The organism is Novosphingobium sp., assembly GCF_036733805.1.
Classification (GTDB): Bacteria; Pseudomonadota; Alphaproteobacteria; order Sphingomonadales; family Sphingomonadaceae; genus Novosphingobium.
In genome coordinates, this window is sequence record NZ_DAIMZT010000005.1 from 87,223 (window position 1) to 104,777 (window position 17,555).

Annotated in this window: 16 protein-coding genes and 1 tRNA gene; 6 read left to right on the plus strand and 11 right to left on the minus strand. The window is 62.0% G+C overall.

The genetic code is table 11. From position 1 onward, the window contains the following. Positions 1-67: 67 nt before the first annotated feature. From V7D69_RS02805 to smpB, 5 genes are all read right to left on the minus strand, one after another. Positions 68-1,573, minus strand: coding sequence for a hypothetical protein (locus V7D69_RS02805; protein WP_324063731.1), 1,506 nt, complete (start codon positions 1,571-1,573; stop codon positions 68-70). A gap of 331 nt (positions 1,574-1,904) precedes the next feature. Next, positions 1,905-2,981: a recombinase RecA gene (recA, locus tag V7D69_RS02810; RefSeq protein WP_324063730.1), complete on the minus strand. Its 1,077-nt coding sequence runs from the start codon at positions 2,979-2,981 to the stop codon at positions 1,905-1,907. A 110-nt stretch (positions 2,982-3,091) separates the two neighbouring features. After that, positions 3,092-5,533, minus strand: coding sequence for a response regulator (locus tag V7D69_RS02815; protein ID WP_333605011.1), 2,442 nt, complete (start codon positions 5,531-5,533; stop codon positions 3,092-3,094). Beyond that, on the minus strand, positions 5,530-6,114 hold the full coding sequence (locus V7D69_RS02820) for a DUF2062 domain-containing protein (protein WP_324063728.1): 585 nt from the start codon (positions 6,112-6,114) through the stop codon (positions 5,530-5,532). The genes V7D69_RS02815 and V7D69_RS02820 overlap by 4 nt, the downstream gene beginning before the upstream one ends. Further along, the gene (smpB, locus tag V7D69_RS02825; RefSeq protein ID WP_324063727.1) at positions 6,111-6,593 is read right to left on the minus strand and encodes an SsrA-binding protein SmpB; all 483 of its coding nucleotides are present in this window, start codon (positions 6,591-6,593) and stop codon (positions 6,111-6,113) included. The genes V7D69_RS02820 and smpB overlap by 4 nt, the downstream gene beginning before the upstream one ends. Positions 6,594-6,829: 236 nt before the next feature. Here smpB and V7D69_RS02830 point away from each other — a divergent pair, with 236 nt between their 5' ends. Further along, the gene (locus V7D69_RS02830) at positions 6,830-8,740 is read left to right on the plus strand and encodes an alpha/beta hydrolase family protein (protein ID WP_324063919.1); all 1,911 of its coding nucleotides are present in this window, start codon (positions 6,830-6,832) and stop codon (positions 8,738-8,740) included. A 15-nt stretch (positions 8,741-8,755) separates the two neighbouring features. Here V7D69_RS02830 and dapA read toward each other — a convergent pair whose 3' ends face one another. Next, positions 8,756-9,637: a 4-hydroxy-tetrahydrodipicolinate synthase gene (gene dapA / locus V7D69_RS02835; protein ID WP_324063920.1), complete on the minus strand. Its 882-nt coding sequence runs from the start codon at positions 9,635-9,637 to the stop codon at positions 8,756-8,758. Positions 9,638-9,738: 101 nt separating this feature from the next. Between dapA and V7D69_RS02840 the strand changes: the two genes are divergently transcribed. The 4 genes from V7D69_RS02840 (at position 9,739) to rlmN (ending at position 14,228) form a co-directional block, all read left to right on the plus strand. Continuing rightward, entirely contained in the window at positions 9,739-11,706 is a 1,968-nt protein-coding gene (locus tag V7D69_RS02840; RefSeq protein ID WP_333605012.1) for a lytic transglycosylase domain-containing protein, read from the plus strand. 74 nt (positions 11,707-11,780) lie between these two features. Then, complete coding sequence (gene greB, locus V7D69_RS02845) at positions 11,781-12,266, plus strand: transcription elongation factor GreB (protein ID WP_324064350.1); 486 nt, start codon at positions 11,781-11,783, stop codon at positions 12,264-12,266. A 75-nt stretch (positions 12,267-12,341) separates the two neighbouring features. Beyond that, positions 12,342-12,845, plus strand: coding sequence for a hypothetical protein (locus V7D69_RS02850; RefSeq protein ID WP_333605013.1), 504 nt, complete (start codon positions 12,342-12,344; stop codon positions 12,843-12,845). Positions 12,846-12,938: 93 nt separating this feature from the next. After that, entirely contained in the window at positions 12,939-14,228 is a 1,290-nt protein-coding gene (gene rlmN / locus V7D69_RS02855; protein ID WP_324064348.1) for a 23S rRNA (adenine(2503)-C(2))-methyltransferase RlmN, read from the plus strand. 28 nt (positions 14,229-14,256) lie between these two features. Here rlmN and aroQ read toward each other — a convergent pair whose 3' ends face one another. Together aroQ and V7D69_RS02865 are read right to left on the minus strand one after the other, a co-directional pair. Beyond that, positions 14,257-14,694: a type II 3-dehydroquinate dehydratase gene (gene aroQ / locus V7D69_RS02860; RefSeq protein WP_324064347.1), complete on the minus strand. Its 438-nt coding sequence runs from the start codon at positions 14,692-14,694 to the stop codon at positions 14,257-14,259. A gap of 116 nt (positions 14,695-14,810) precedes the next feature. Continuing rightward, positions 14,811-15,224, minus strand: coding sequence for a holin family protein (locus V7D69_RS02865; protein ID WP_324064346.1), 414 nt, complete (start codon positions 15,222-15,224; stop codon positions 14,811-14,813). A 193-nt stretch (positions 15,225-15,417) separates the two neighbouring features. Between V7D69_RS02865 and V7D69_RS02870 the strand changes: the two genes are divergently transcribed. Further along, a complete protein-coding gene (locus V7D69_RS02870) occupies positions 15,418-15,846 on the plus strand; it encodes a GlcG/HbpS family heme-binding protein (protein WP_324064345.1) in 429 nt (142 codons plus the stop codon). Positions 15,847-15,911: 65 nt separating this feature from the next. Here V7D69_RS02870 and V7D69_RS02875 read toward each other — a convergent pair. From V7D69_RS02875 to aguB, 3 genes are all read right to left on the minus strand, one after another. After that, positions 15,912-15,987: transfer RNA gene (locus V7D69_RS02875), tRNA-Lys, on the minus strand. A 26-nt stretch (positions 15,988-16,013) separates the two neighbouring features. Then, positions 16,014-16,484 (minus strand): 2-amino-4-hydroxy-6-hydroxymethyldihydropteridine diphosphokinase, encoded by a 471-nt coding sequence (folK, locus tag V7D69_RS02880; protein ID WP_333605014.1) that lies wholly within the window; start codon positions 16,482-16,484, stop codon positions 16,014-16,016. Between the two features lie 44 nt (positions 16,485-16,528). Further along, positions 16,529-17,392 carry an N-carbamoylputrescine amidase gene (gene aguB, locus V7D69_RS02885; RefSeq protein WP_333605015.1) on the minus strand — a complete coding sequence of 288 codons (864 nt, stop codon included), beginning with the start codon at positions 17,390-17,392 and terminating at the stop codon, positions 16,529-16,531. Positions 17,393-17,555: the final 163 nt, after the last annotated feature.

Consider the following 17,555-nt stretch of genomic DNA (forward strand, 5'->3'; position numbering starts at 1 on the left):
GCGGTCAGAGTGTTCGAGAAATGCGATGGGCAACGGCCGAGCCGTCCCGAAACAGGCCGACAGTTGCTCAGCGGTGCTGGCGGAAGTCGGTAATGGGAATCGGACCGAACAGTTCGCCATCATCCCACGCGACATCATGATAGCGCGCACTCGGCATGCCAAGCTGCGCAAGCGGGGTATAGACGTAGCGGCTGAAGACGAAGACCTTCTGCACGTGGCCAAGCGCGGCCCGAACCTGCGGCGCGGATACCGGCGGATGACTATCACCGCCGAAAGCCCAGCTATCAGACCGTGCCGGATTCCGCATCACCACCAGCGGGAACGGACAGCCCGGTGCGTGAAACTCCAACATGCACGCCTGGGTGACCACGACGCCCATCGATTCGTGCGACACCAGCAATGCGGCGTGAGGGACATGCGCCACCCTCTGAACGGTATAATGGAAATCCTGCGGCTTGGGGATCCAGATGTCGTCACGCAGTTCCATAAGGCCGTCGCCAATGAGGGCCACGGTGGCAGCCGCCGCGGCAGCGTAACCGGCGAATTGCCAGACCAGCCGCGGTCTGTGTTGCCAATTGGCGAAGGCGGCCGCGGCCAGAAGTACGGTGAAGTTCGCGCACCAATGCATCGTATAATCGGAGATGATCGGATGGACCCGGTCGGCCACCTTGAACGCGATCAGCGTGCTCACGACGATAAACAGCGACAGCCGCGTTACGCGATTGCGAAAGCTGCGAAGAATCCCCACGATCATCAGTGCGGCCATCAGCGCTGAATTGATCGTGCCGTCCAGCAGGAGTTGGAGGTTCAGACTGGAGCCGTAATCCTCCAGGGACAGCGGCTTGATCCAGGAAATATTGGCCGAACGGTTGTGCAGCTGCTCTATCGCGAACCACAGCACCCAGCATGAAAACACGGCCACCGCGAGGTTCGCCAGAACCAGCGCCATAAGGCGGGCGCAGCTGAACTTCCGGCACAAGGCCCACTCGGCCAGCACCGCGATCGAGGCGATTCCAGGCCAAAGCAGCATCGTAGTGTGGCTGTAGATCGCGACCACGGCGCCGCCGGCGTAAGCCGCCCATCCCCGCCACGTCGGATGGTTCTTATCCTCCATGGCCGATACCAGCCCGATGAACGAGACCACCACCGCCAGCTTGGCCAGAACGTAGCCGCGCACATATTCGGACTGGTAGATATCGGAGGGCGAGAGCGCGAACAGCACAACGCAAAACACGGCGGCGAGACCACCGTAAGTTTTCCCGGCAAAACGCGCGAGCAGGCCGATCTGCGCGAGCGAAATCAGCAACGGCAGAAGCCGCAAGGCCGGCTGGCTTTCCGGCAAGATCAGACGCCAGAGCTTCAGAATGGAGTAGAACAGCGGCGGATTGGTCTCCCGCAGCATCCACCATCCCCAAAGCTGGCCCAGCGTATGCTGCGAAAAGTACATCGAGGCAAATTCGTCAAACACCATCGGCGCCCGCGCCTGCTGCAGCCGCAGCACCAGCGCGAGCACGAAAGCGGCGGCCACGAGACAACCGATCAGGACGGGGCGAAAAGCAGACCTGGCGTACATCGAGTCCCTTGCCGCGCGACGTTATGTGCGCCCCGTCGATAGGGTGCGCGGCGGCGGGCTGCAAGCATTGGCCGGAACGGGAGGCCCGTGGACCAAAGCGAAAACGGGCACGCGCGAACCGGCGTCGTTACTTAGGCCGACGAAAATATGAATCCGTGCCAGATTTGACCTTGTGGTCTCAAATCACCCGAATGACGGCACTAACGATTTCAAAGAGCGAAGGTGGAAATTATAGCGACCAAACGAAACCGGATAACAGCGCTTCTCCGCCACCCTTCAGCCCCGCCTCGAGACAAGCTTGGGGAGGAGCAAGCGCCATCATCAACTCGATTTACTCGGCGTCATCCTCATCCGTGGGGCCGGCCATCATCTCCTCGGCCAAGCCTTCGGTGCGGGAACGGATAGCTTTTTCCAGACGATCGCAGACTTCCGGGTTTTCCTTCAGGTAGGTCTTGGCGTTCTCGCGCCCCTGGCCGATGCGGATCGAATCGTAGCTGAACCAGGCGCCGGACTTCTCGACCAGACCGGCCTTGACGCCAAGGTCAAGAATTTCGCCGATTTTGGATACGCCCTCGCCATACATGATGTCGAACTCGACCTGCTTGAACGGCGGGGCGACCTTGTTCTTGACCACTTTCACGCGGGTGGCGTTGCCGATGATGTCGTCGCGGTCCTTGATCTGACCGGTGCGGCGAATATCAAGACGAACCGAGGCGTAGAACTTGAGCGCATTGCCGCCGGTGGTCGTTTCCGGATTGCCGTACATCACGCCGATCTTCATGCGCACCTGGTTGATGAAGATCACCAGGCAGCGCGAACGGCTGATCGAGCCGGTGAGCTTGCGCAGCGCCTGGCTCATCAGCCTGGCCTGAAGACCAACGTGGCTGTCACCCATCTCGCCCTCAATCTCAGCACGGGGAACGAGCGCGGCGACTGAATCCACCACCAGCACGTCAATCGCGTTCGAGCGCACCAGTGTGTCGGTGATCTCCAGCGCTTGTTCGCCGGTATCGGGCTGCGAGACGATCAGCTCATCGATATCGACGCCCAGTTTCTTGGCATAGACCGGATCGAGCGCGTGTTCGGCATCGACGAAGGCCGCCGTGCCGCCCATCTTCTGCGCCTCGGCAATGGCATGCAGCGCCAGCGTGGTCTTGCCCGAGCTTTCCGGCCCATAGATTTCCACGATGCGTCCGCGCGGCAGTCCACCGATGCCCAAAGCGATGTCCAAACCCAGCGAGCCGGAGGAAATCGCCTCTATCTGCATCGCTTCGCGACTGCCGAGCTTCATCGCCGAGCCTTTGCCGAACGCGCGATCGATCTGCGCGAGCGCGGCTTCAAGCGCCTTCTGACGGTCCATCGAATCCTTTTCCTTGCCTTCCTGGATCAGCTTGAGCTGAGCAGCCATTTCACTTCCCCTTTGCTACTGGTCTGACCGGAAAGGTCAATGTCACGACCCGCAATGTATTGCTTTTGTTCCTGTAGAACAAGAGGGGAACGAAGAAAGTTTTCCCAAATTTAATCGCTGGGCTGCTTGGCGGTGCGAGCCAGCACCTCTCCCACCTTCTCCGACAGCTGCTGCACGGAGAACGGTTTGGGCATGAACCAGGCATTGGCGATGCCGATTTCCTTGCGCAGCTGCTCCTCGGCATAGCCGGACATGAACAGGACCGGCAGCTCCGGCGCGATTTTACGGATTTCGCGCGCCATGGCCGGGCCATCCATCGTCGGCATCACGACATCGGACACTACCAGATCGAACTGCCCCCCTTCCCGCACCAGTTCCAGCCCTTCTTCCCCGTCGCAAGCGCAAGTGACCACGTAGCCCTGACGCTTGAGCGACCGTTCCGCCACGATGCGCACGGGGTCCTCATCTTCCACCAGAAGGATGGAACCGCCGCCGGCCCATTGGCTGGGCGCAGGTTCCGCCTGCGCCGCCGAAGGTTCCGGCGCGGCACCGGGCGCGACATGGTAAACCGGCAGGTAGACAATGAAGCGCGTGCAGCCGCCTTTCCCGTTCTGGCTCACCTCGCTTTCGACGAAGATGAAACCGCCGGACTGCTTGACGATGCCATAGACGGTCGAAAGGCCAAGGCCCGTGCCCTTGCCCTGCTCCTTGGTGGTGAAGAACGGTTCGAAGATCTTGCCGAGATGCTCGGGCGGGATCCCGCTGCCCGTATCCTCCACGATAAGCGCGGTATATTCGCCCGCCGGGATGATCTCGCTGCGCATCGCCCGCACGTCAGTCGTGGTCACCTTGCGCGTCGCCAACGTAAGCCGGCCCGAACCATCCCCGCGCGACTGCATGGCATCGCGCGCATTGACCGCCAGGTTGACGATCACCTGCTCCAGCTGCGTCGGGTCCGCGCGCACGGGCCCCAGATCGCGGTCATGCGTGACGACGAGCTGGATCTTCTCGCCAATCAGCCGTCGCAGCATCTGCGAAACGTCCGCGACGACATCCGGCAGCTGCAACACCTCAGGGCGCAGCGTCTGCTGGCGCGAAAAGGCGAGGAGCTGGCGCGTCAGCGAAGCGGCGCGGTTGGAATTGGCGCGGATCTGCTGAATGTCGTCATAGTCCGAATCGCCGGGCGTATGGCGCATCAGCATAAGATCGCAGGTGCCCAGGATCGCGGTCAGCACATTGTTGAAATCATGCGCGACTCCGCCGGCGAGTTGCCCCACCGCCTGCATCTTGGTGGCCTGAGCCACTTGTCGCCTAAGGCGGGTCTCCTCGGACGTATCGGTGAGGCCCAACAGCACCGCCGCCTCGCCCAGCCCGCGCACGCCGGCAAGGCTGAGCGAAACCGGATCGTCGGGCTGAGTGGTCAAGCGAATGGCGATGTCGCCGGCGGCGGCAGGCCCTTGAGCAAAACGGCGAATCGCTTCGGACAAGGCGCGCTTGTCTTCCTTGACGACAAGGTCGGTCGGATAAGTCGGCGGCAGCTGCGCCTCGCGCCCGGCCGCGCGCATGAAAGCCGGATTGGCGAAAAGCAGACGCCCATCCCGGTCGGTCATGGCCAGCCCCAGCGGAAGCTGGCTGAGCAAGGCTTCCAGATGGGGCACGGCGGCGCCGCTACCCGCACTCGCGCCGATCCCCTGACCGGCATTCATCACCAGCATCAGCGACGGCGTGGTGTTCGGATCCGGCTCCAGCGAGAAATCAGGATCGGCGACCGGCACATGATAAAGCACCAGAGGCCCTCCGCGCCCGGCATCCCGAACCCAGCCGATCCGCCCGCCCTCTTCCTGTGCAAGCAACGAGACGAAATCCTGACCGGTCATATCGGCCATAGCATCGCCGGTGGCGCGGAGCGCGAAGCCGGCACTGGCGGCGCGGATCGTGCCGTCCGGATCGACCAGCGCGGCGGCGATGCCGCCTTTGGCGAGCCCCCTGCCTAGCTTGCCGTCAAGATGGCCGACCAGTTCCGCCACCAGATCCACCGAATGCACTTGCGTCATTCGCCAGATCAGAAAATCATCCCCCCGCCCCGACCGGCGCGCCTCGACCCGCCAGCCTTGGCCTTGCTCGCTTGAGACTTCGGCCCCGCCCGAACCGTCGCGCCAGGCCGATCGCATGGCGTCAGCAAGCCGATCGAGCGAAGCGGCGTCAATCGGCAGACGGGGCGGCGCGGCGCCACCGAACCAGTCTTCATAACAGGAATTGGCGCAAGTGAGGCGGCCGGCCCGATCCGTCACCGCTATCGCCATATCCGGTCGGTCAATGGCAGCGACCGTCACGGACCAGTCCGGGAGGGCAAATTCAGGCTCCGGCACAGTCACGCGCCTGCCGGAAATCATCCAGCCGATCGTGGCCAACACCGCCATGGCCGCCAGGAACGCGGCAAAAAGGACAACATCACCGGAAACCAACCATACGAGAATGCTGCTCACCACCAGAGCCAGGGCCACCAGCAGCGTCGCCCGCGACTGGCGCAAGGCTTCAGGCTCCTCCGTCATGCGGGCGCATCCGGCCCAGCATCGCGGAGCGCATCACGCCAGCGGTGCCGACGCGCATGATGCTTGCGCCCGATCCAGAAGCGCCAGAACCATACTGCCGCGACATATCCGATAACCGCCGCCGGGATTGCGATCAGGAAGAGCCCCGCGAGCAAAGCGGGCCCCGCGTCCGAAAGGACCCACCGGAGCCAGTCGGACATGCCTGCCCCGCTCTGACAGAGCGCATAGAACGTGGAAAGGTCGGCATGATAGCCCAGTCGATTGCCGATCCAGATCGAGGCCGCAAGAATCAAGGGAGTGGTCGCCGGATTCGACAGGAAGGTCATGGCCGCCGCCAGTGGGATATTGGCGCGCAGCGGCACGCAGATAAGCGCGGCCCCCGCAATCTGTACGCCCGGAATCATTGCCAGAATGCCGACCAGCAGCCCGACCGCGACACCGCGCGGCACGGAGCGGCGCGTAAAGCGGAACAGTTCCTGCCTGCGCGCGAAAGGCGCGGTGAAGCGATTCGCCTCGAGCTGCGCATGAGTTGGCATCAGGCTATGCAGCCAGCGGGAAAGGCGGGAAAGAAAGATGCTCATCGGTTGTCCCGCAAGATCCTGCCCTGTTCACGCTTCCAGTCGCGTTCCTTGATGGTATGACGCTTGTCCGCCGCGTTCTTGCCCTTGGCAAGCGCCAGTTCCACTTTCGCCCTGCCTCGGCTGTTGAAATAAATCGACAACGGCACCAACGTCATGCCCTTGCGCTCAACCGCGCCCTGCAGGCGGGCGATTTCCCGCTCATGCAGGAGCAGTTTGCGCGGACGCTTGGGCTCGTGATTGAAGCGGTTGCCATGGCTGAATTCGGGCACGTTGGCATTGACCAGCCAGCATTCGCCATTGCGGATCTCAGCATAGGATTCCGCAATGGAGCCTTCACCGAAGCGAAGCGACTTCACCTCGGTGCCGGTCAGCGCAATGCCGGCCTCAAAGGTTTCATCGATATGATAATTGAATCGGGCCTTGCGGTTTTCCGCGACGCTTTTCTGCTTGTCGAATGTCTTGTTCTGCGGGCGTGCCATGGTGGACCGCCATGTAGGGACGCGCGCCAAAAAAGGGAACGGGCGATTCGAACAACACAGAGAACGCCGCCCCAAGCCGTCGACCGACGGGCGGGATCGAAACCAGTGAGACAGGCCCACCTGGACTTCTACCAGCAGTCATCCCGGCCTATTTGTCTGACTTGAAGCGGAACGAAAATTCTTCAAAAGAAAAGTCGGGAACGACGGGGGTACATCAGTTGCGTTCGATAACTTTTTTGCTGACTTCTGCCAGCTTGTTTGCTTCGTCCACCGTCCTGGCAGCACCGCCTGCCCCGCCGCCGCTCGAAGCTTATGGCGAACTGCCGGCGATAGAAAAAACGGCGATCTCGCCCAGCGGGGCCGGCGTCGCCGCGGTCATCCAATTTGGAGGGGCCAGCAAACTGACGGTGCTCGATGCCCGGATGAAACCGCGTTCCGCGGAAAATCTGGGGAATATCAAGGTCCGGAATCTGGAGTTCGTCGGCGAGGACATGGTTATCCTCCATTATTCGTCGACGGTCCCCCTGGGGCCTGATTTCACGACCGACAAAGCTGAACTGGACGCGGCCCTTCTCGTTTCCCTCGACGGGTCGAAGCCCCGGATGGTCCTCAACAACAGCCGCATGTTCGCCAATACGACGCGCGGCGATTTCGGCATCCGCAATATCGACGGTCGCTGGATCGGCTTCTTCGGCGCGATCCGCGTCGACACTCCCGCGCTCAACACCAACGCCGCGCTCGCCAGGGTGGACCTGGCCAACAATTCGGCGCGACAGGTCAGCCCCGCTCTTGAAGGCGATATCGAACAGGACTGGTTGGTCGACGGCAACGGCGCTCCGCAGGCCAACTTCGTGATACGCAACAAGGAGGGTTCCTGGACGATCAGGAACGCTGCCGGCAAAACGATTGCTTCCGGAGCCGATAAGCTCGGCCATGTGGGGCTGCTCTGCTTTGGCAAGGATGGTTCCACCGTTATCTACACGGTGCGAGACAGTGGCGGCCTCACTCACTGGATGGAACTTCCCCTGGCGGGCGGCACACCGCAAGAAATCCTGGCGGACGTGGCCATCAAACGCATCTTCGTGGATAAGACCAACTCGCGGCTGCTTGGGTATCTTGAAGACAGTGAAAAGCCAAAGCCGGTATTTTACGATCCGGCAAAACAACTGGCAGCGCGCAAAATCTACAGAGCCTTTCCCGATCTTAGCGTGGAGCTGGTCGACTGGACGTCCGATTTCAGTCACGTACTGGTTCGCACCAGCGGAAATGGGGACAGCGGCACTTACTTCACCGTCGACGTGACCAGTCACCGGGCCGACCCGCTAGGGTACGAACGAACCGCTATCGCCCCCGAACAGGTGGGCGCTATCTCGACCGTACCGTACAAGGCGAGCGACGGACTGGACATGGATGGAATCCTTACACTGCCGCCCGGTCGCGAACCCCGAAATCTGCCAGTGGTGGTCTTTCCTCATGGTGGCCCCCATGCCGCGGACAAGGCCGAATTCGATTGGTGGGCTCAGGCGTTCGCGTCACGGGGTTACGCCGTGTTCCAACCGAATTTTCGCGGTTCAACCCAGCGGGGCGATGTGTTCCGCAACGCGGCGCGCAACGAATGGGGCCGCAAGATGCAGACGGATATCTCCGACGGTCTGGCAGAGCTTGTGAAACGGGGTATCGTCGATGGAAAGCGGGCCTGCATCATGGGCGCCAGCTATGGCGGCTATGCTGCGCTCGCCGGTGTAACCATTCAGCACGGCCTCTATCGCTGCGCCGTTGCCGTCGCGCCGATCTCAGACCTTCAGATGTTCTATCAATCAAAGATCGCAGCGGATGATTATTCGCCGATGTCGTGGCGTTCCATGCGCGAGTTCCTGGGAGACGATCCCAAGCTTTACAAGGCCGTATCGCCGCGCCAGCATGCCACGGACGCGGACGCCCCCATTCTGCTCGTTCACGGCAAGGACGATACCGTGGTGCCGTTCCATCAATCCGAAGTCATGGCAAACGCCTTGACAGAGGCTGGAAAGCCACATGAATTCGTCGTCCTTGCGCATGAGGACCACTGGCTGTCAGTCAGCGACACGCGGGTACAAATGCTGCAGGAGGCTATGCGGTTCGTCCAGCAATACAACCCGGCCGACTGATGCCGTCCCGCCGGGTTACAGCAGTCCGGCGTGAACCAGCGCTTCGTCCACGGCCTTGCGGGCCTTGTCGTTGCAAGGCACCAGCGGCAGGCGCAGTTCGTTCTCGATCCAATCGTGAACTTGCGTGAGCGCGTATTTGCAGGGGCCCGGCGAGCTGTCTTCGAACATGGCGTAATGCAGCGGATAGAGCTTGTCGTTAAGTTCACGCGCGGTTTCCAGATCGTTGGCCGCGCAAGCCGCCTGGAACTGAGCGCAGAGTGCCGGGGCGACATTGGCCGTCACGGAAATGCAGCCGACGCCGCCGGCGGCGTTGAACGGCAGGGCCAGTCCGTCGTCACCGCAAAGCTGACAGAAGTCCTTGCCGATGCCCAAGCGGTGATCGGTCACCCGGCTGAGATCCCCGCTGGCGTCTTTGATCGCGATGAAGCGGTCAGGATATCGACGCGCCAGTTCGCACACGGTCTCGGGCAAGAGGTCCGTCACAGTGCGTCCGGGCACGTTATAAAGCACGATCGGCAACTCGTTATGCTCGGCCAGATAACTGAAATGCGCCAGCAAGCCTTCCTGACTGGGGCGATTGTAATAAGGCGCCACCAGCAGCGCGGCGGCGGCGCCGCACTTCTTCGAAAAATTCATGTGGAGAAGCGCGTTCATCGTGTCGTTGCTGCCGCAACCTGCGATCACCGGCACGCGGCCGGCGGCCTGTTCGATGCACACTTCGATCACCCGGTGATGCTCGGCGTTCGAGAGCGTGGAATTTTCGCCCGTCGTGCCGCAAGGAACCAGCGCCGAGGACCCGCATTCGATCTGCCAGTCCACCAGCCGGCGAAACGCCTGCTCATCAAAGGCGCCATCACGAAATGGTGTGACAAGTGCCGGAATGGACCCCGAGAACATGGACTTTACCCCTGCTGACGTTCAATTATCGGCCTGGCCGGGGACCATCCCCGCCGCAACGGCCGTCACGTTCAGCGCCTGATAAGGAGCCTCTTTCCAAAATGTCCAGCATGTTGCGCGTCTCACCCCTCATTCTGGCCGTTTCCCTTGCATGTTTCGGAGCACCGGCCTGGAGCCAGGACGGCCGCGAATGGGACGTCGCGCGGGCGCAATCCATGCAGAAGCACGATGTGGCCGTGCACCAGGCGATTGACCAATGGAAATTACTCGTGGCGCAGGGCGGCATGGGTTTTTCCACTTACGCCAGCTTTCTGCTGACCTATCCGGGATATCCGCAGGAAGAGAAGATTCGCGGATTCGCCGAAAAGGCGCTCATGAACGAATCGCCCGATCCGACGACCGTGGCTGCTTTCTTCGATCGTTATCCGCCGCTCAGCAGCGAAGCCGCCGGGCGCTATGCCACGGCCCTTTCCGCCATGCGCCGATATGACGCGCGCGAGAAGGCGGTTGAAGCCTGGCGTCGCGGCAGCCTGGCGCCCAATGCTGAAGCCACTCTCCTCTCGCTTTACCGCGATGTCCTGGCACCGGCCGATCACGACGCGCGGATGGACGCCTTGCTTTGGCAAGGGCAAACCGATCAGGCGGAGCGGCAGATTTCCTTCGTTTCAACCGGCAAGCGCGCGGTATTCATGGAGCGGCTGGCGCTGTTGCAGGGCGCTGCGCCCGGATCGCTGGGCCTGACACTTCCACCCGCGGTCGCTTCAGATCCCGGCTATGTCTATAACCGCGCGGTGCAGGCACGGCGCTCCGGCGGTCTTCCGGGCGAGATTGCCTTGCTCGCCAGTCGCCCCCCTTTTTCCGCGCCCGTTCCCTATCCCGAAGCATGGATCCGCGAGCTTTTGAACGCCGCGCGAGGGGCCGGCTCTGATGCGGCGGTGCGAATCGCCGGATCGGTCGACGATGCCTTTGCACCAGGCACTGACATCAGCCAAGCGTCCTATCGCCTGCGTGATGATTATACGACGCTCGTTTGGCTGGGCGGCACGAAAGCCTTGTGGGAATTGCGGGACCCGCGCCGGGCAGCGCCGCTGTTCTACCGCTATGGCGCGGCGGCCCAGACGCCCGGCACCCGTTCCAAGGGCTTTTATTGGGCGGGCCGTGCAACAGCGCTGGCCGGTGACATACAGGGCGCCAACCGCTATTTCGAAATGGCCGCCCAATATCCGCAATATTTCTACGGTCAGCTGGCATTGGAACGACTGGGGCGGCCGCTGCCCAGCCTGAATACCGTGCCGCGGATCGTGCCGACGCAGGCGGAACGCCGGGCCTTCATGGCCCGACCGATCACGCAGGCCGTGCGCGACGTGGCGCAGGACGCCGACTGGCGAACCACCGTCCAATTCTTCCGCCAGATCAGCGATCAAGCCAAGAGCGAGGCCGATCACGTGCTGGTCGCGGAGCTCGCGCGGGAGATCGGTCGACGAGACCTGGCGGTGATCCTGGGGCAGGAAGCCCACGCCGATGGCTATGGCGAATTTGGCGAAATCGCTTTCCCACTGATCCCGACGCCGCCAGGCACGAATTGGACGATGATCCACGCCCTCACCCGGCAGGAAAGCCAATTCGCGCAGAACGCCGTCAGCTATGCCGGCGCGCGCGGGCTGATGCAGCTCATGCCGGGCACCGCGCGCGAGCAGGCGGGCAAGCTTGGCCTCGGCTTCGACCCTTCCCTGCTGACGACCGACGCGACTTACAACATCCGCTTGGGAGACGCCTATTTCGGACGCATGATGGATTATTTCGGCGGAGCCACGCCGCTGGCCGTCGGCGCTTATAACGCCGGCGCCGGCAATGTGAACAAGTGGCTGCGTGATAACGGCGATCCACGTACCGGCATGGTAGACTGGATCGAATGGATCGAGAAAATCCCTTATTACGAAACCAAGAACTACATCCAGCGGGTGCTGGAGAACGCCGTGGTTTATGAGGCGATGTATCCGGACAAGTCCGATTACAACGGCCTGAATAAGCTCACGCATCTGATGCCGGGCAAACGCGCGCCCGGCTGACGGTAGGATCGTCGTCTCTTCCGTTCGACACGAACCACTTCAAGTTCTGAATGAATTTCGGCTAAGCGCCCTTCATGAAACCCGCCGGTCCCCCTATCACCCCCGCAGGCATGGCCGCGATGCGCGCGCGTTACGATCATCTCCTCGGCAAAGAACGGCCCGAAATTGTCGAGATCGTCTCATGGGCGGCCGGTAACGGTGATCGTTCGGAAAACGGCGATTACCTTTACGGGCGCAAGCGCATGCGCGAGATCGATCGGGAACTGGCGCACCTTGCGCGCCGCATGAAAGCGCTTCGCGTGGTCGATCCGGCAATTCAGACGGAGCGTGGAAAGGTATTCTTCGGCGCTACCGTGGAACTCGCCGATGAGGACGACAATCGCATCACCGTTACGATCGTCGGCGATGACGAGCAGGACGCCGGCGCCGGCCGCATCGGCTGGAGCGCGCCACTTTCCCGCGCCCTGCGCGGCGCCGGAGTTGGAGACTTGCGCGTGGTCCGTCTCCCTTCGGGCGAGAAAGAGTGGGAAGTGCTTGAGATCGCATATCCGCATGGCTGAGAGTTCCTCCCTCTCCGCGGCGTTTTCCGCGCCGCCCACGTTTCATCTGCGCCCCGGTCAGCTATAGCCGCAAACATGCTTCGCTCACCGGCCCGCATTTTTGCCGTCATCTGCGTCCTGGCCCTGACCGCAGGCACGGTTCAGGCGCGGGAGAGCCTGGGCCTTTACGGCAGTTGGGGGGCATTTCGCGATCCTCTCATTCCCCGCTGCTATGCCATAGCCATGGCCGAGCCAAGCGCGTCTCGGCGTGATTATCAGCCTTACGCGGCGATCGGCACCTGGCCTCGGCGCGGCGCTCGCAATCAGGTGCACTTTCGGCTTTCGCGCAAGTTGGGTGCGGACCCGACGATCACCCTGCACATCGGGGCCGAACGCATTGGCCTGATAGGCGGCGGTGGCGACGCATGGCCGGCAAACGATCGCGACAATGCCGCCATCATCGCAGCCATGCGGTCAACCACCAGCATGACGGTCAATGCGCGCGATGCGCAGGGGCGGCTCTTTGCCAACAGCTGGCCGCTCGCCGGCGCCGCCTCCGCCATGGATGCCGCAGCCATTGGGTGTGCGCGGCTACGTTGAGATAACGGGCGAGGTCGCGTTTCGCCGTTCGCCAAGCGTAGCGAACGCCCCTTCTTTCGCTTCGCCTCAACTTGCACTATATGCGCCCCGATCATGTCAGAAACGAACACCAGTCCCGCCGGCGGCGGCTTGATGCCGATTCCCGGCCACATTGACCCGGTTCCCGTTCCGCGCGACGTTACCCCGCGGGCGGATGGACGTGTCGACCTGATTGGCCTGCCCAGAAAACGCATTGCCGAGATGTTCGAAGCTGCAGGGCTTGATGCCAAAGCCGCAAAGCTGCGCGCAAAGCAAGTCTTCCATTGGCTTTATCATCGCGGCGTCACCGATTTCGAGGCGATGACTGATATCGCCAAGACCATGCGCCCCTGGCTGACCGAGCGCTTCGTGATCGGTCGCCCGGACGTCGTCGCCGCGCAGCATTCCAGTGACGGCACGCGCAAGTGGCTCCTGCGTACGGCTGACGGTCACGATTTCGAGATGGTCTTCATTCCCGACGCGGACCGCGGCACCCTCTGTGTCTCCAGCCAGGTCGGCTGCACGCTCAATTGCCGGTTCTGCCACACCGGCACCATGCGCCTGGTCCGCAACCTGACCGTGGGCGAGATCGTCGGGCAAGTCATGCTCGCGCGGGACGCTCTCGGCGAATGGCCCAAGGGCGTCCATGACACTCGGACCGCCACGATGGCCGGACTGGACGACGAGGAGGACGAAGGCTCCTACTGCGCCGATGGCCGTCTGCTCACCAATATCGTGATGATGGGCATGGGCGAGCCGCTCTACAATTTTGACAATGTGCGCGACGCCCTCAAACTGGTCATGGACGGCGACGGCCTTGCCTTGTCCAAGCGCCGCATCACGCTTTCCACTTCCGGCGTCGTGCCAAAGATGGCGCAATGCGGTGAGGAAATTGGCGTGAACCTTGCCGTTTCGCTTCATGCGGTAACCAAGGCGGTGCGGGACGAGATCGTGCCGATCAACAAGAAGTACGGCATCGAGGAACTGCTGCGGGCCTGCGCCGACTATCCCGGCGCGAGCAATGCGCGGCGTATCACTTTCGAATACGTGATGTTGAAGGACAAGAACGACAGTGATGAGGACGCGCGCGAGCTGGTCCGCCTGATCCGGCGATACGATCTGCCGGCGAAGGTCAATCTGATCCCCTTCAATCCCTGGCCAGGCGCCCCTTACGAGTGCTCCACGCCCGAGCGGATCAAGGCGTTCTCCAACATCGTCTTCGAAGCAGGCATTTCCGCCCCGGTGCGCACGCCGCGCGGTCGCGATATCGATGCCGCGTGCGGCCAGCTCAAGACCGCCGCCGAAAAGAAGAGCCGCGCCGAGCTGGAACGACTCTACGCAGAGAAGGAACAAGCGTTGGCCTGAGGCGAATGCCTACGCGGTCAGACGCCGATCATAACTGGGCAGCCGCCTCCAGCGCCAGCAGATAGCTTTGTGCGCCGAACCCGGCCACCGTACCTTTCGCAGCCTGACCCACCCATGACTTGTGGCGAAATTCCTCGCGCCGCTGCGGGTTAGACAGATGAACTTCGATCACCGGCACGGCGATCGAACGGATGGCGTCAAGCAGGGCGACTGAAGTATGCGTATAAGCGCCCGCGTTAAGAAGCACGGCGTGCGCGCCTTCCTCTTCCGCCTCGTGGAGCCAGTCGACCAGATGACCTTCATGGTTTGATTGGCGCATCTCGATATCCAGCCCCAGGGCTTCCCCGCGCTCAACCAGCAAGGCGGCGATGTCGTCGAGCGTCTGCGCTCCGTAGATCTCGGGTTCGCGCTTGCCGAGCCGACTGAGATTGGGCCCGTTGAGAACATAGATCAGCTTGTTTGCCATGGTTTGGAAAACCCCCGACGCCCGCTTGTAAACGACTGGCATTGACCTTTAACGACGGCGCGCGGACGCGCAAGCGGCACCGGAAAGCCGATGCAGCAGTTTCGGCTCCCCACCTGTCACCGGTCTGACCCTTTGACTTTGCCCCACTGCCTCATGGCCGAATAGCCGAGGTAACCCGTACCGAAGAGCGCATAGAGCGGCTCGGGAATACCGGCCAGATAAGCGTTGATGCCAGAAGAGATTGCGCGTGCCATCGCCGGATTGAACGCGGCGATCACACCCATCGGCAACGCCCAGAGAATCATGGCATACATCACGTAAAGAAAGCTCGGCCGTGCCCGGCTGGTCCACGGATCAGGTGATCCGGCTTCCGCGATAATGGCTGAAAGACTAGCCTGAAGCGTTTGCAATTCATGGGAATTATCAAGCTTTAGCAGCTCCAGCTTGGCCCTGTCCCGTGCTTCAGGATCGACGATTACCTTGTCGATAAGGCGAGTGATAGGACCAAAGAGGGAATCGAGAAGCGGCACGAGAGTCCTCCAAATTCAGTGAGCGACTCCCCATCATATAACCATATTGGTTTTTGTAGGAAAGCATTTTTCGCCTCCCATGAGGCGGCGCCCCGCCTGCCGTGCGGCTATGGACGGCACAAGCATCAATCATGATGATTTTCGCGACGGGACGTGCCACGTACTCACCAGACTTGGATGAGGGAGATTTAGGATGAGCAGAATCACGCTGAAGGCGGCGGACGCGATTATCACGGCCGCCTTGGTCGACAGCCGCGAACGCGGTCTCAAGCCGATGACGATCGTGGTTCTTGACGCTGGCGGACATCCCATCGCGCTCCGGCGCGAAGACGGTGCTTCCTTCATGCGCGCCGGCGTCGCGACCGGCAAGGCAAGCGGCGCGCTCGCACTGGGGATGTCGTCGCGGGCTATTGCCGAGATTGCCGAAAACAGGCCCAGTTTCATTGCTTCGCTCGGTTCGATTGCACCGGCCGGCATGGTGCCAGCCGCGGGCGGGGTCATCGTAGTCGATGATAACGGAGCGGTTCTGGGCGCCGTCGGTTCAAGCGGCGACACCCCCGACAACGACGAAGCAGTCGTGCTGGCGGGGCTCAGGCAAAGCGGCCTGAGAGCTCAAAGCTGACGATTTTGCAAATTGGCTAGCCGCCCGGACCGTCTGAAATAATGCGCCGCGCGTGACGTGAGTAATGGTGAGCCCTGCTGGATTCGAACCAGCGACCTACTGATTAAAAGTCAGTTGCTCTACCGACTGAGCTAAGGGCCCCCGAGCCGTAGTGGCTGTGGAAGGGGTCACCTAGGGGCCGGATGAGGCTTGGTCAAGCGGGCTGATAATTGCTTTACGGTAAGTCCGGTAAGTGGGTCGCGCCAAGTGCCGGCAATGGCGGCGGCCGGGTGCAGCACGAAGTCGCGGTCACGGAACGCAGGATGGGGGATGACCAGGCTGGCCTCGTCCCCTTCATCTGCCCAGGCGCCCCCGCTCCACAGAATGATATCAAGATCGAGCACGCGGGCGCCCCATTCCAGTCCGGTGCGTCTACGGCCGAACGCTTGCTCGATCTTGCGCAGCTTGTGCAGCATTTGCTCGGGATCGCGTTTGCCGTGGATGATCGCGGCGGCGTTGGCATAACGTCGCCGCGAGGGGCCAAGAGGCGTCGTCTCTATCACTTTGGAGGCAGCTCGCACCTCCAGTTTGCCGTGGTCCAGCGCGGTCAACGCGGCTGCGATCACGCGGCGCGGGCTGCCGTAGCGGACATGGCGCATGTTGGACCCTAGGGCGATGAGATAATGGTGCTTGCCCAAGGTTTTCAGATGTCCTGCGCGATCCGGGTGTAAAGCTGCGGGCGGCGATCGCGGAAGAAGCCCATGCCGGCACGGTGCTTCGCCGCGCGGTCAAGGTTTATCCCGGCGATGAGCACGCCGGTCTCTTCCTTGCCAAATTCGTCAAGGAAATCGCCCCACTCGTCCGCAATGAAGGAATGGCCGTAAAACGCCTGCTCGCTCACACCTTCGGCTTCCACGCCGATGCGATTGGCGGCGATCACCGGCATGCAGTTCGAAACCGCATGACCCAGCATCGCCCGGCGCCACATACGGCTGGTATCGAGATCGGCGTCATAAGGCTCCGATCCGATCGCGGTGGGGTAGAACAGCATCTCAGCGCCCATAAGCGCCATCACCCGCGCACATTCGGGATACCACTGGTCCCAGCAGATGCCCACGCCGATGCGGGTGCCGAACACCTCCCACACCTTGAACCCGTCATTGCCGGGCCGAAAGTAATACTTCTCCTCATAGCCCGGCCCGTCAGGAATATGGCTCTTGCGGTAAGTACCCATGATCGCCCCGTCAGGACCGATCATGGCAAGCGTGTTGTAATAGTGATGACCGTCACGCTCAAAGAAACTGGTGGGAATCGCCAATTCCAGCTTCGCTGCCAAAGCCCGCATAGCAATGACGGAAGGATGCTCCGCAGTAGGGCGCGCCAGGGCGAACAGTTCCTCTTCCTCCGCCTTGCAAAAATAGGGGCCGGAAAACAATTCCGGAGGCAACACGATCTGCGCGCCCTTCCCCGCCGCCTCTTCCACCAGCGCGGAAACGGCGGCGATGTTCTCCCGTTCGTCGGGCGAGCCGAGGGCGAGTTGCAGGGCGGCGACAGTGATCTCTCTCATGTGCCGCGCCTTACCAGCCCCGCTTACCGAACAGAAGCGTGATCCGCGCGATCATGCCGTTTCGAAAGGATAATCACGCAAGTCCTAGGCGGCGTGGACAAATTCCCCGCAGCCACGGTTGCCCTGTAATAGGCCCTGGCAAGGCGCGGGGCCGCAGACAGAG

What these genes read in the sequence shown, in the direction of transcription:
- V7D69_RS02805 (WP_324063731.1), bottom strand. Translation starts at nt 1,573, where the DNA reads ATGTACGCCAGGTCTGCTTTTCGCCCCGTCCTGATCGGTTGTCTCGTG.
- recA (WP_324063730.1), bottom strand. Translation starts at nt 2,981, where the DNA reads ATGGCTGCTCAGCTCAAGCTGATCCAGGAAGGCAAGGAAAAGGATTCG.
- V7D69_RS02820 (WP_324063728.1), bottom strand. Translation starts at nt 6,114, where the DNA reads ATGAGCATCTTTCTTTCCCGCCTTTCCCGCTGGCTGCATAGCCTGATG.
- aroQ (WP_324064347.1), bottom strand. Translation starts at nt 14,694, where the DNA reads ATGGCAAACAAGCTGATCTATGTTCTCAACGGGCCCAATCTCAGTCGG.
- smpB (WP_324063727.1), bottom strand. Translation starts at nt 6,593, where the DNA reads ATGGCACGCCCGCAGAACAAGACATTCGACAAGCAGAAAAGCGTCGCG.
- folK (WP_333605014.1), bottom strand. Translation starts at nt 16,484, where the DNA reads ATGCGCCATGTCCGCTACGGCAGCCCGCGCCGCGTGATCGCAGCCGCG.
- aguB (WP_333605015.1), bottom strand. Translation starts at nt 17,392, where the DNA reads ATGAGAGAGATCACTGTCGCCGCCCTGCAACTCGCCCTCGGCTCGCCC.
- V7D69_RS02850 (WP_333605013.1), top strand. Translation starts at nt 12,342, where the DNA reads ATGCTTCGCTCACCGGCCCGCATTTTTGCCGTCATCTGCGTCCTGGCC.
- V7D69_RS02870 (WP_324064345.1), top strand. Translation starts at nt 15,418, where the DNA reads ATGAGCAGAATCACGCTGAAGGCGGCGGACGCGATTATCACGGCCGCC.
- greB (WP_324064350.1), top strand. Translation starts at nt 11,781, where the DNA reads ATGAAACCCGCCGGTCCCCCTATCACCCCCGCAGGCATGGCCGCGATG.
- V7D69_RS02840 (WP_333605012.1), top strand. Translation starts at nt 9,739, where the DNA reads ATGTCCAGCATGTTGCGCGTCTCACCCCTCATTCTGGCCGTTTCCCTT.
- rlmN (WP_324064348.1), top strand. Translation starts at nt 12,939, where the DNA reads ATGTCAGAAACGAACACCAGTCCCGCCGGCGGCGGCTTGATGCCGATT.
- dapA (WP_324063920.1), bottom strand. Translation starts at nt 9,637, where the DNA reads ATGTTCTCGGGGTCCATTCCGGCACTTGTCACACCATTTCGTGATGGC.
- V7D69_RS02815 (WP_333605011.1), bottom strand. Translation starts at nt 5,533, where the DNA reads ATGACGGAGGAGCCTGAAGCCTTGCGCCAGTCGCGGGCGACGCTGCTG.